Origin of the sequence: Streptomyces sp. 2A115, from assembly GCF_052245575.1 — a bacterium.
GTDB lineage: Bacteria > Actinomycetota > Actinomycetes > Streptomycetales > Streptomycetaceae > Streptomyces.
This window is the reverse complement of record NZ_JBQQCG010000084.1, coordinates 41,247-52,841: the sequence shown is the minus strand read 5'-3', so window position 1 is coordinate 52,841 and position 11,595 is coordinate 41,247. Positions and strand designations below refer to the sequence as shown.

Below are 11,595 nucleotides of genomic sequence, written 5' to 3'. Positions count from 1 at the left end.
GGATCAGGCTGTGCGGGTCAGACCGTCACACGCCCGCGGGCTCCGGCTCCGACTGCGCGGACGCCTCCGCCTTCTTCGCCCGCTTGGCCTCCCGCTTCTTCGCCCGCCGCTCCTTGCGGAGTTCGACCATCGCGTAGAGCGTCGGCACCAGGAGCAGGGTCAGGAGCGTCGACGTGATCAGACCGCCGATCACCACCACCGCCAGCGGCTGGGCGATGAAGCCGCCCTCGCCGGTGATGCCCAGCGCCATGGGAAGCAGGGCGAAGACGGTCGCCAGGGCCGTCATGAGGATCGGGCGGAGACGGTGCCTGCCGCCTTCCACCACAGCCTCGACGACGCCGTAACCCTGCCCGCGGTACTGGTTGATCAGGTCGATCAGCACGATCGCGTTCGTGACGACGATGCCGATGAGCATCAGCATGCCGATCATCGACGGGACGCCCATCGGCGTACCGGTGACGACCAGCAGTCCGATCGCGCCCGTCGCCGCGAACGGGATCGAGACGAGCAGGATCAGCGGCTGGATGAGGGACCGGAAGGTCGCCACCAGCAGCATGAAGACGATCGCGATCGCCGCCAGCATCGCCAGGCCCAGGTTCGCGAACGCGTCGTCCTGGTCCTCGGAGACACCACCGATGTCGGCCGTGGCCCCGTCCGGCAGGTTCAGCGAGTTGAGCTTCGACGTCAGGTCGGCGCTGACCGCACCCGTGTTGTCGCCGGTCGGCTTCGCCGTGATGGTGGCCGCGCGCTGGCCGTCGATACGGGTCATCGACACCGGGCCGTCGACCATCTCCACCGTCGCGATGTCACCGAGCTCCACGGCCCCGAGGTTCAGGTCCTTCAGCTCGTCCAGCGTCTGCGCCGGCTTCGCCGACTTGACGACCACATCGCGCTCGGTGTCGTCCAGGATCGCCTTGCCGCTGGTGGTGCCGCGCACCGCCTGGGTGACGGCCGCGCCGAGGGTCGTGTCGTTGAAACCGGCCGCCGCCGCTTCGGAGTTGGCCTTGACCGAGATGCGCGGTACGGACTGGGCGAGGTCGCTCGTGACGTCCGTGACGTCGTCGAGCCCGGCGACCGCGTCCCGTACCTCCTCCGCGGCCTCGCGCAGCACCTCGCCGTCGGCGGCCTTGACCACGACGCTCAGGTCCTGGCTGCCGAAGCCGTCACCGGCCGCCACCGTCGTCGTACCGACTCCGGAGAGCTTGCCGAGCCCCTCCTCGATGCCGTCCTGGACGTCGTCGAACGAGGCCGAGTCCGCGACCCTGACCGTGTACGAGGCCTGGTTGGTGTCCGTGCCCCCGCCGAACGCGGCCATGAAGCCGGAGGAGCCGACCGTCACCTGGTAGTCCTCGACGCCCTTGACTCCGCCGAGCATCTTCTCGACCTTCTCGGCCGAGGCATCGGTCGCGGCCAGGCTGGTGCCGGGCTTCAACTCCTGCTTGACGGTGATGACTTCCTGCTCGCCCTGGTCGAAGAAGTTCGTCTTCAGCAGGGGTGCCATGCCGAACGTACCGATGAGGACCACCACCGCGATCGCCACGCTGGTGAGCCTGCGCCGGGTGGCGAAGCGCAGGACGGGAACGTAGAAACGCTGGAGGCGGCTGCGCGCCTCCTTCTCCTCGGCCTTGCGGCGTGCCTCCTCCGGGTCGACGCCGCGCACGTCCTTGGGGGCGCGCAGGAACCAGTACGAGAGCACCGGTACGACCGTCAGTGAGACGACCAGTGAGGCGAGCAGGGCCGCCGTCACCGTCAGTGAGAACGAGCCGAACAGCGCGCCGACCATGCCGCCGGTCAGACCGATGGGGAGGAAGACCGCGACCGTGGTGAGCGTCGAGGACGTGACCGCGCCGGACACCTCCTTGACCGCCTTGAGGATCGCCTCCTGGCGTTCCTCGCCGTAGCCGAGGTGCCGCTTGATGTTCTCCAGGACCACGATCGAGTCGTCGACGACGCGGCCGATGGCGATGGTCAGGGCGCCCAGCGTCAGGATGTTGAGCGACTCGCCGCGGGTCCAGAGCACGATCAGCGCGAGGACGACCGACAGCGGGATGGAGACCGCGGTGACCAGCGTCGAACGGACCGACGCCAGGAAGACCAGGATGACCAGGACCGCGAAGAGCAGACCGAGCGCGCCCTCGGTGGTCAGGCCCTTGATGGACTTGGAGACGGCCGGGCCCTGGTCGCTGACGACGGTCAGAGTGGCGCCGGAGCCCAGGTCCTTCCGCATGTCCGCGAGCTTGTCGTCGACCTCGTTGGAGACCGCGACCGCACTGCCGTCCTGGTCCATGGTGACCGACACGGCGAGGCTCGGCCTGCCGTTCGTGCGGGTGATGGACTCCGCCTTGGCGGGCTCCTCCTCGACCGCGGCGACGTCACCGAGGCGTACGGGCTTCTTGGCGCCCGCGCCCTCACCGGTGACCATCAGGTCCTGGATCTGCTTCAACGAGGTGAAGCCGCCGCCGACCTGGACGGTGCGGTTTCTGCCGTCCTCGTCGAAGGAGCCGGCCGGGACGGTCGCGCCGCCCGCCTGGAGGGCCTGGCCGAGCGCGACGGAGGTCAGCCCCGCCTTCGCCAGCTTCGCGTCGTCGGGCGTGACCGCGACCTCGAGGTCCTGGACGCCGTCGACCGTGACCTGGGCGACCCCGTCGATGGCCTTCAGGTCGGGGACGACGGTGCGGTCGAGCTGGTCCGAGAGGGCCTGCTGGTCCCTGTCGGAGGTGACGGCGAGCACCACGGTGGGGATGTCGTCCGTGGAACCGGCGACGACCTGCGGGTCCACGTCCTCGGGGAGCTGCGCGCGGGCCCGGTTCACGGCCTGCTGGACGTCGGCGACGATCCGGTCGGAGTTGTTGCCGTAGTCGAAGGACGCCGAGATCAGGGCGTTGCCCTCGCTGGCCGTCGACGTGACGCCCGAGATCCCGTCGACCGCTTCGAGGTTGTCCTCGATGGGCTCGACGACCTGCTTCTCGACCACGTCGGGGGACGCGCCCTGGTACGGCGCCAGGACCGACACCATGGGCAGTTCGATGGTGGGCAGCAGCTGTTGCTTGAGCTGCGGGATGGCTATCGCCCCGAAGGCGAGCGCGATGATCGACATCAGCCCGATGAGGGCCCGTTGTGCGAGGCTGAACCTGGACAGCCAGGACATGGGTTGCGGTTCTCTCTTCTGTGGCTGGAGCGGCAGGAAGGGCATACGGGGCACATGTGAGCGCCCACCCCTACACCCTGAGCCACCGGCCCGGCCCGAACCCTCGCCCCCAGGTCCCGTTTCCTTATACGGCGCGTACCGCGAGCGCAGTACGTTCCGGTGGAGTTCACTCCACCCTTGGGCGTACCAGGCCGGACTCGTACGCGATGACCACGAGTTGGGCCCGGTCACGCGCTCCCAGCTTGGCCATGGCCCGGTTCACGTGAGTCTTCACCGTGAGTGGGCTGACCTCCAGGCGCTCGGCGATCTCGTCGTTGGAGTGCCCGCCGGCGACCTGGACGAGGACCTCGCGCTCCCGGACGGTCAGCGCTTCGAGGCGCTCGGCGCGGGCGGGGTCCCGGTCGTGGTCATCGCCGTCGCCCTGTGCGAGAAACTTGGCGATCAGCCCCTTGGTGGCCACCGGCGACAGCAGCGCCTCGCCGGCCGCGGCGACCCGGATGGCGTTGAGCAGTTCCTCGGGCTCGGAGCCCTTGCCGAGGAAGCCGGAGGCTCCGGCCCGCAGCGACTGGACCACGTACTCGTCGACCTCGAAGGTCGTCAGCATCACGACGCGTACGTGCGTTAGGCCGGGGTCGGCGCTGATCAGCCGGGTCGCGGCGAGACCGTCGGTCCCCGGCATGCGGATGTCCATCAGCACGACGTCGGCCCGTTCGTCGCGTGCGAGCCGCACCGCCTCCGCGCCGTCCGAGGCCTCGCCGACGACCTCCATGTCGGGCTCGGAGTCGACCAGGACGCGGAACGCGCTCCGCAGCAGGGCCTGGTCGTCGGCGAGCAGGACGCGGATGGTCATGCGGGGTCCCCCGTGGATGCCTTGGTCGTGGACTCGGTGGTCAGGGACTCGGTGGTCGTGGACGTGGTGGTCGTGGATGTGGTGGTTGTGGACGCCTTGGTCGTGGACGCCGCAGTACTGGCTGCCGTGCTCGTGGATGTCTTGTTCGTGGATGTTTTGCTCGTCGACCCCGTGCTCGTGGGTGTCGTGCTCGTGGATGCAGTGCTTCCGGTACTGGTCTTGACCGGCAGGATCGCATGGACCCGGAAGCCGCCTCCGTATCGGGGTCCGGCGGTGCAGCTGCCGCTGAGCGCGGTGACCCGCTCGCGCATGCCGAGGAGCCCGTGCCCGCCGTTCTCCTCCAGCCGGGCCGCCGCGTCGTCGCCCGGCCCGTTGTCCAGGACGGTGATCTCCACGTTCGGTCCTACGCGTACGACGCTGACCTCGGCCGTCGCCTCCGGGCCCGCGTGCTTTTGCACGTTGGTGAGGGCTTCCTGGATGACGCGGTACGCGGCCAGGTCGACGGCGGCGGGAAGGGTCGTGCCCTGGTCGGTGCGGGCCACCTCGACGGGGAGGCCCGCGTTGCGGAAGGTGCCGACGAGTTCGTCGAGGCGGTGCAGGCCGGGGGCCGGTTCCGTGGGGGCCTCCGGGTCACCGGACTGCCTCAGCAGGCCGACGGTGGCGCGGAGTTCGTTGAGCGCGGAGCGGCTGGCCTCGCGGACGTGGGCGAGTGCCTCCTTGGCCTGGTCGGGGCGCTTGTCCATGACGTGCGCGGCGACTCCGGCCTGGACGTTGACGAGGGCGATGTGGTGCGCGACGACGTCGTGCAGGTCTCGTGCGATGCGCAGGCGCTCCTCGGCGACGCGGCGACGGGCTTCCTCCTCGCGGGTGCGTTCCGCTCGGTCGGCGCGCTCGCTTATGGCGTGCACGAAGGCGCGGCGGCTGCGGACCGCGTCGCCTCCGGCGGCGGCCATGCCGGTCCAGGCGAAGATGCCGAGATTCTCCTGCGCGTACCAGGGGAGAGGGCCGGCGAGCATCGCGGTTCCCGTCAGGACCGTCATGGTGAGCAGGCCCACCCGCCAGGTCGTGGGGCGGTCGGTCGTCGACGCCACGGTGTAGAGGGCCACGACGGCGGCCATCGCGACGGGGGCTCTGGGATCAGCGGTCAGGAACTCGGTGACGGATACGACGCCCGTCACGGCGAGGACCCTCATGGGCTGGCGGCGACGGAAGGCCAGAGCGATCGCGGCCAGCAGCATCAGGGCGAGGCCGAGTGCGTCCGGGGTTCGAGTGCCCCACGTCGGGCCGTGCGGGCCGTTCGGTTCGGCGAACGAGGCCACCACCATGCACGCCAGGACGCCGGCCGCCAGGGCTCCGTCCACCACCAGTGGGTGTGCCCGCATCCGGCACCGGGCGCGCTCCAGTGTGCTCACGCCTGTTTACGGTACGGGGCCCTTGCAGGGGGCGGAACGGGGGCTGGCTGTACCTCTTGGCCGGGAGGGCTGGTCGGCGTTGGTGTGCCGCTCTTTGGGGGCTGCGCCCCCAGACCCCCGCTGTTCGGCCTGAACGGCCTCGTCCTCAAACGCCGGACAGGCTGAGTAGGCCTGGGCTGGGCAGGCCTGGGCTGGGCTGGAGATGCGACGGGAACGCTTCTCAGCCCGGGATCAAACCGTCGTCGCTCAGCATCTCTCGAACCTCCTCCAGCGTCGCGTCCGGCGACGGGAGGATCAGTTCGGAGGGTTCCAGGGCGTCGTCGGGAAGTGGTGCGCCGAGCCGGCGTACCGCGTCGAGGAGCGCCCCCAGCGTGCGCCGGAAGCCCTCCTCGTCGCCGGACTGCACCTCCGCGAGGAGCTCGTCGTCCAGCTTGTTCAGTTCGATGAAGTGGCTGTCGGCCAGCTCCACCTGTCCCTCCCCCATGATCCGTACGATCATGACGCCCTCCTAGGCGTGGGACCCGTCGTCTACAGCTACTCGTCTACGGCTACTGCTTGTCGAAGCGCGGAGTGTCCTGCGGCTGCTGCTGGGACTGAGTCTCGCCCTGGCCGCCCTCGATCGCCTGCTGGGACGAGGAGCCGCCGGCCAGTTCGGCCTTCATCCGCTGGAGCTCCAGCTCGACGTCCGTACCCCCGGAGAGCCGGTCGAGCTCACTCTGGATGTCGTCCTTGGCCAGCCCGGAGGAGTCGTCGAGGGCGCCGGAGGCGAGCAGCTCGTCGATGGCCCCGGCACGAGCCTGGAGCTGCGCCGTCTTGTCCTCGGCCCGCTGTATGGCCATGCCGACGTCGCCCATCTCCTCGGAGATGCCGGAGAAGGCCTCGCCGATCCGGGTCTGCGCCTGGGCGGCGGTGTACGTGGCCTTGATGGTCTCCTTCTTCGTACGGAAGGCGTCGACCTTGGCCTGGAGTCGCTGGGCCGCGAGGGTCAGCTTCTCCTCCTCGCCCTGGAGGGTCTGGTGCTGCGTCTCCAGGTCGGTGACCTGCTGCTGGAGCGCGGCACGGCGCGACAGCGCCTCCCGGGCCAGGTCCTCACGACCGAGCGCGAGCGCCTTGCGGCCCTGGTCCTCCAGCTTGGTGGACTGGTTCTGGAGCTGGTTCAGCTGCAGTTCCAGGCGCTTGCGAGAGGTCGCCACATCGGCGACACCCCGGCGCACCTTCTGCAACAGCTCCAGCTGTTTCTGGTACGAGTAGTCGAGGGTTTCGCGCGGGTCCTCGGCCCGGTCAAGGGCCTTGTTCGCCTTCGCGCGGAAGATCATCCCCATACGCTTCATGACACCGCTCATGGGCTTCGCGCGCCCCCTTCTGACGGACTCCAGCTCCAGCGACTGCAACAGAACCCACAGTACGGGCCCTGCATCCATTACCGCACTGTTCGGGGACGGATGCGCTCATCCCCAAGGACGACTGCGTACGACCCCGCTCCGGCGTAAGGAGTAGGTGTACCCCCGGGATCGTCCCGGGGTCTGCCGGGAAAATCGCGGGCCGCCACCCTTTTCAGGCTCCTCTGTCCCAGTACAGACGACCGGTGTTGCCGGATCGTTCCCCACTCGGCTGGGGTCCATGCCTCCGCACCCCGTACCCTTGGGTTTTGTGTTCCGTAGCCGTGCCAAGGATGAGAAGGCCCACGCCGACAAGGCGTCGATGACCGACTCCACTCAGACCCGTGACCCGCAGGCCCCCAAGGGTCGGCCCACGCCCAAGCGAAGCGAGGCCCAGGGCCAGCGCCGCAGCGTGGCCAATACGCCGACGAACCGCAAGGAGGCCGCCAAGCGACAGCGCAGCGACCGCCGTGCCCAGATGGAGAAGCAGCGCCAGGCGCTGGCCAGCGGGGACGAGCGCTATCTGCCCGCCCGTGACAAGGGTCCGGTGCGGAAGCTCGCGCGTGACTTCATCGACTCGCGGTTCTGCATCGCCGAGTTCTTCCTGCCGATGGCCGTGGTCATCCTCGTACTGAGCATGGTCCGGATCGCGCAGCTGCAGAACGTCGCGCTCCTGCTGTGGCTCTTCGTGATCGTGCTGATCATCGCCGACTCGATCGGCATCGCGATCCGCCTGAAGAAGCAGATCAACGCGCGCTTCCCGGACGAGCCCAAGCGCGGCGCGGTCGCCTACGCGCTGATGCGCAGCCTCCAGATGCGTCGCCTCCGGCTGCCGAAGCCGCAGGTCAAGCGCGGAGAGCGGCCCTGAGCGCGGCATCTTTCGCGGGAGGCGCGGCGGATTCCTGGCTGAGCAAGCTGGGCGGACTGCGTGATGTCGTACGGCAGGAACTGGTGGCCCGGCAGCTCGACGAGCAGATAGCCGGGCGGTTCCCCGTGGGGCAGCGGCTTCGGGTGCTCGACGTGGGCATGGGCCAGGGCACGCAGGCTCTGCGGCTGGCCCGGGCCGGGCATCAGGTGACCGGGGTCGAACAGGATTCCAGGATGATCGCCGCGGCCCGTGAGGCCCTCGCCACCGAGCCGGAGGGGATCCGGGGCCGGGTGCGGCTCGTCGAGAGCGACGGGCGGGACACCGGGGTCCACTTTCTGCCGGGCAGTTTCGACGTGGTGCTGTGCCATGGCGTGCTGATGTACGTCGAGGATCCCGACGCGCTGCTGGCCGGGCTCGCGCGGATGCTGGCGCCCGGGGGGTTGCTGTCGCTGCTCGTGCGCAATGCCGACGCACTGGCCATGCGGCCGGGGCTCGCGGGTGACTGGGCGGAGGCACTGGCCTCGTTCGACGGCACCGCGTACACCAATCGGCTCGGGGTCGACGTACGCGCGGACCGGCTCGACGCGCTCACCGGCACGCTTGCCGGGATCGGGGCGCCGCTGCACGCCTGGTACGGGGTGCGGGTCTTCACGGATACGGCCGCCGACGACGCGGCGGTTCCGGATGACGTGGATGTGCTGCTGGCCGCGGAGGAGCGGGCCGGGCGGACTGATCCTTATCGCGGGGTGGCGGCGTTGCTGCATCTTTGCGGAGTACGTGGCTGAGACGCCAGCGGTGCCCGGTCGAAGTGATCGGTAGCCGGTTGGCGCGATCGGTAGCCGGTTGGAGCCGAGGGGGGCCGCGGTCGTCCGTACGGCCGTGACCCCCACACGTACGGGTTACGAGGGCTACGACGTTTACGAGGCCTCTGCGTGCAGGCTCATCGGGCCGTAGATCTCCGTGGCGTCCTCGAACAGCCGGACCTGGTCCGCTCCCCCGTCGGCCAGTGCCTTCCAGTGTTCGCCGAGCCAGGACTCCGCGTCGCCCTGGGTGGTGAACTCCTCGGGCTGGACCGTGGGTTGGACTTCCGCCCCGTCGGCCTTCTCGAACCGCCACGTCCATGCCGCCATGTCAGCCTCCCAAAAAGTACCGAGCAAGATCGGGCTCTTGCGTGAAGCCTAGGCGCTCCGCTGGTTGTGCGGTGTTCAAAGGTGCAGGTCGAGAACTGTGTTGTGTTGAGTGCGGGTTGTGTTGGGCTGGTCGCGCAGTTCCCCGCGCCCCTTGTGGGGCGCCGTTGTCCTGGGGCATGTGCGGGTGGTGTTGGGGTTGTCGCGCCGTTTCTCGCGGCCCTTGTGAGGGCTCGGGCGGGCACGACGGTCGGGGACGCGGGAAAATCGCTCTTGTGGAAGTGACTTTGCTTGGTACCGGTGCTCCTGCGGGGGTACCCCGGCCCGATTGCGCGTGTGCGGCCTGTGCCGTGGCGCTGGGGGTTGACGCTCGGGCGGCTGCCGCGCTGCTCGTGGACGGCACACTGCTGCTGGATCTGACGCCCGGGGCCGCGTTCGCGGCGGCTCGGGCCGGGCGGTCGTTGGGTGGTGTGCGGCAGGTGTTGTTGTCGCATCCGCATGACGGTCCCGCCGTCGAGGTGCCGGCGGGGCTGCCGCAGCCGGGGCGCGTACCGGACGGGCGGGAGCTGGCACTGCTGACGGGCCATCGGGTGCGGGCGGTGCCGATGGACGCGCCGGGGACGGGGTACGCGGTCACGGGCCCCGACGGGCAGCGGCTGCTGTATCTGCCGCCGGGCGCGGCGCCCGCGGGGCTTGACGAGTCGACCGGGACGTACGACATGGTGGTCGCCGATGTCGTCGGGCGGCCGGACGCGCTGGCCCGGCTGCGGGTGGCGGGAGCCGTCGGACCCGCCACGGATGTGATCGCGGTGCACCTCGACCACGACGTGCCACCGGGCACGGAGCTACGGCGGCGGCTCGCGGCCGCCGGGGCGCGGGCGGTGCCGGACGGCTCGACGCTGATCGTGGGGGTGTACGAGGACGTGCCGGACGTACCGCGCCGGACGCTGGTCCTCGGCGGGGCGCGCTCCGGCAAGTCGGTGGAGGCCGAGCGGCGTCTGGAGGCCTTCCCCGATGTGCTGTACGTGGCGACGGGCGGGGCACGGAACGGGGACGGGGAGTGGGCGGCCCGGGTGCACGCCCATCGCGAGCGGCGTCCCGGGTCCTGGCGTACCGCCGAGACTTGTGACCTCGTACCCCTCCTCAAGGAGGACGGGCCGCCGCTGCTCATCGACTGTCTGTCCCTGTGGCTGACGGACGCGATGGACTCCGTGAACGCGTGGGACGACGACGAGTGGGGCGGCGGGGGCGAGCGCGCCCTGCGGGCCCGCGTCGAGGAGCTGACGGCCGCCGTCCGCGAGACCCGCCGCACCCTGGTCGCCGTCTCCAACGAGGTCGGCTCCGGCATCGTCCCCGCCACCCCGTCCGGCCGCCGCTACCGCGATGAACTGGGCCGCCTCAACGCGGCGTTCGCGACGGAGTGCGAGCACGTGCTGCTGGTGGTGGCGGGGCAGGCGCTCACCCTGAAGAGCTGAAGAGCTGAAGAGCTGAAGAGCTGAAGGGCTGGAGGGCTGGAGGACGGGTTGGGGAAGGGTTGGGGGAAGGGCTGGTCAACGGCCGGATGATCAGGGAGTCGGCACGTCGGTGTTTCTGCGGGCGATGATCCGGTACGCGTTCGAGAAGCGGGTGCGGCGCAGGAGTGGGGCCAGGGCGTGGTCCACGGAGAAGGCGGCGACCAGCAGGGGGGTGGTGGCCCGCGTCAGGGCCGTACGGAGTGTGCGCTGGAGGTCGGTCGGCGGGCCGGGGCGCCAGGGCTCGTCGCCGCCCGGCAGCCGGTTACCGATCGCCAGGGCGAGGGCACCGGTCAGGTCGTACGGGATGTGCGGCTCGCGGCGGTCGGTGGAGACGACCGTGCAGCCGAGTTCGTCGAGTTCGTCGAGGAGGTTGCGCAGCGGCATGAAGTGCAGGTGCCGCGGCTGGCCGTACGACACCCACCACTTGCCGAGCAGAGTGCCGAACGCGCAGTCGGGGTCCGGGACTTCGATGAGCAGATGCCCGCCGGGGCGCAGCACGGCCAGCGCGGCGCGCAGTTCCTCGCGCGGGTTGGGGCAGTGCTCCAGGTGGTGGAACATGCTGACGACGTCGTAGCGGGCGCGCAGCCGGTCGACCAGGTCGGGCAGCCGGCCGCGGTGTGCCTCCTCGATCCGGCCCGCCGCCCGCGCGTGCTCGACGCGCGGGGTGGGGTCGAGCCCGTCGAAAGCCGTGTACATGTACATCTTCTTGGCCGTCGCCGGGAAGTGGCCGTGGCCGGTGCCGACGTCCAGCCAGCTCTCGGGCTCGGGGTACGGGAGCATGGCGCGGGCCGCGGCCTCGTGGCGTCTGCGGCCCGCGCGGACGCGCAGGATCCGCGCGGCGAAACCCGCCTGGCCCGCCTGGCCCGCCTGGCCCGCTTGCCCCTCGTGACCCTCATGGCCGTCGTGGAGGTCCCGGCCGTAGAAGGCCAGGCCCTCGGCTGTGAGGCGGGGGTTCTGGAAGGCGTGGGCGCAGTCCTCGCACTCGTCGACGACGAACGTGCCGGGCTTGTGCTGGAGCAGGTCCGGGGTGCGCAGCCGGGTGCGCAGCCGACGGGAACCGCACCAGGGGCAGTCGGGTCTGCGCGGTTCGTGGAAGTGGTCGGTGCCCTGGGCGAGTTCACTGAGGTACGCGGCACGGCGCCGGGCGACGGCCTGGGATGTGGGGGGTGTGGGCGGTGTGGGCGGCATGGTCTGTCTGCTCCTGCGGGTCCGACGCGGTACTACCTGTAAATGCAGATATGGGCCGTTACAGACCGATACAAACCGGTACGACAAGCCACAGCAAACCGGAACGCAT

Annotated in this window: 10 protein-coding genes; 3 read left to right on the top strand and 7 right to left on the bottom strand. The window is 70.2% G+C overall.

Annotated elements, in window-relative coordinates; all coding sequences use genetic code 11:
* Positions 1 to 25: 25 nt before the first annotated feature.
* The 5 genes from ACTWQR_RS44760 to ACTWQR_RS44740 all read right to left on the bottom strand — a co-directional run bounded on the left by ACTWQR_RS44760 (position 26) and on the right by ACTWQR_RS44740 (position 6,753).
* Positions 26 to 3,148, bottom strand: a complete 3,123-nt coding sequence (locus ACTWQR_RS44760; RefSeq protein WP_443233057.1) for an efflux RND transporter permease subunit — start codon at positions 3,146 to 3,148, stop codon at positions 26 to 28.
* A gap of 166 nt (positions 3,149 to 3,314) precedes the next feature.
* Positions 3,315 to 3,998: a response regulator gene (locus ACTWQR_RS44755; RefSeq protein WP_443233056.1), complete on the bottom strand. Its 684-nt coding sequence runs from the start codon at positions 3,996 to 3,998 to the stop codon at positions 3,315 to 3,317.
* Positions 3,995 to 5,380 (bottom strand): sensor histidine kinase, encoded by a 1,386-nt coding sequence (locus ACTWQR_RS44750; protein ID WP_443233061.1) that lies wholly within the window; start codon positions 5,378 to 5,380, stop codon positions 3,995 to 3,997. The genes ACTWQR_RS44755 and ACTWQR_RS44750 overlap by 4 nt, the downstream gene beginning before the upstream one ends.
* Before the next feature lie 250 nt (positions 5,381 to 5,630).
* Complete coding sequence (gene pspAA, locus ACTWQR_RS44745; RefSeq protein WP_443233055.1) at positions 5,631 to 5,909, bottom strand: PspA-associated protein PspAA; 279 nt, start codon at positions 5,907 to 5,909, stop codon at positions 5,631 to 5,633.
* 49 nt (positions 5,910 to 5,958) lie between these two features.
* The gene (locus ACTWQR_RS44740; protein WP_443233054.1) at positions 5,959 to 6,753 is read right to left on the bottom strand and encodes a PspA/IM30 family protein; all 795 of its coding nucleotides are present in this window, start codon (positions 6,751 to 6,753) and stop codon (positions 5,959 to 5,961) included.
* 277 nt (positions 6,754 to 7,030) lie between these two features.
* On the opposite strand from ACTWQR_RS44740, the gene ACTWQR_RS44735 reads away from it, so the two are divergent.
* Both ACTWQR_RS44735 and ACTWQR_RS44730 read left to right on the top strand, forming a co-directional pair.
* The gene (locus ACTWQR_RS44735; protein ID WP_443233053.1) at positions 7,031 to 7,657 is read left to right on the top strand and encodes a DUF3043 domain-containing protein; all 627 of its coding nucleotides are present in this window, start codon (positions 7,031 to 7,033) and stop codon (positions 7,655 to 7,657) included.
* Between the two features lie 83 nt (positions 7,658 to 7,740).
* Entirely contained in the window at positions 7,741 to 8,442 is a 702-nt protein-coding gene (locus tag ACTWQR_RS44730) for a class I SAM-dependent methyltransferase (protein ID WP_443233052.1), read from the top strand.
* A 132-nt stretch (positions 8,443 to 8,574) separates the two neighbouring features.
* On the opposite strand, the gene ACTWQR_RS44725 is transcribed toward ACTWQR_RS44730, so the two are convergent.
* Positions 8,575 to 8,787 (bottom strand): hypothetical protein, encoded by a 213-nt coding sequence (locus ACTWQR_RS44725; RefSeq protein WP_443233051.1) that lies wholly within the window; start codon positions 8,785 to 8,787, stop codon positions 8,575 to 8,577.
* Between the two features lie 272 nt (positions 8,788 to 9,059).
* On the opposite strand from ACTWQR_RS44725, the gene ACTWQR_RS44720 reads away from it, so the two are divergent.
* The gene (locus ACTWQR_RS44720; RefSeq protein WP_443233050.1) at positions 9,060 to 10,259 is read left to right on the top strand and encodes a bifunctional adenosylcobinamide kinase/adenosylcobinamide-phosphate guanylyltransferase; all 1,200 of its coding nucleotides are present in this window, start codon (positions 9,060 to 9,062) and stop codon (positions 10,257 to 10,259) included.
* Positions 10,260 to 10,349: 90 nt separating this feature from the next.
* Here the strand turns inward: ACTWQR_RS44720 and ACTWQR_RS44715 are convergent, their stop codons facing one another.
* Complete coding sequence (locus ACTWQR_RS44715; RefSeq protein ID WP_443233049.1) at positions 10,350 to 11,486, bottom strand: class I SAM-dependent methyltransferase; 1,137 nt, start codon at positions 11,484 to 11,486, stop codon at positions 10,350 to 10,352.
* Between the last annotated feature and the right edge of the window lie 109 nt (positions 11,487 to 11,595).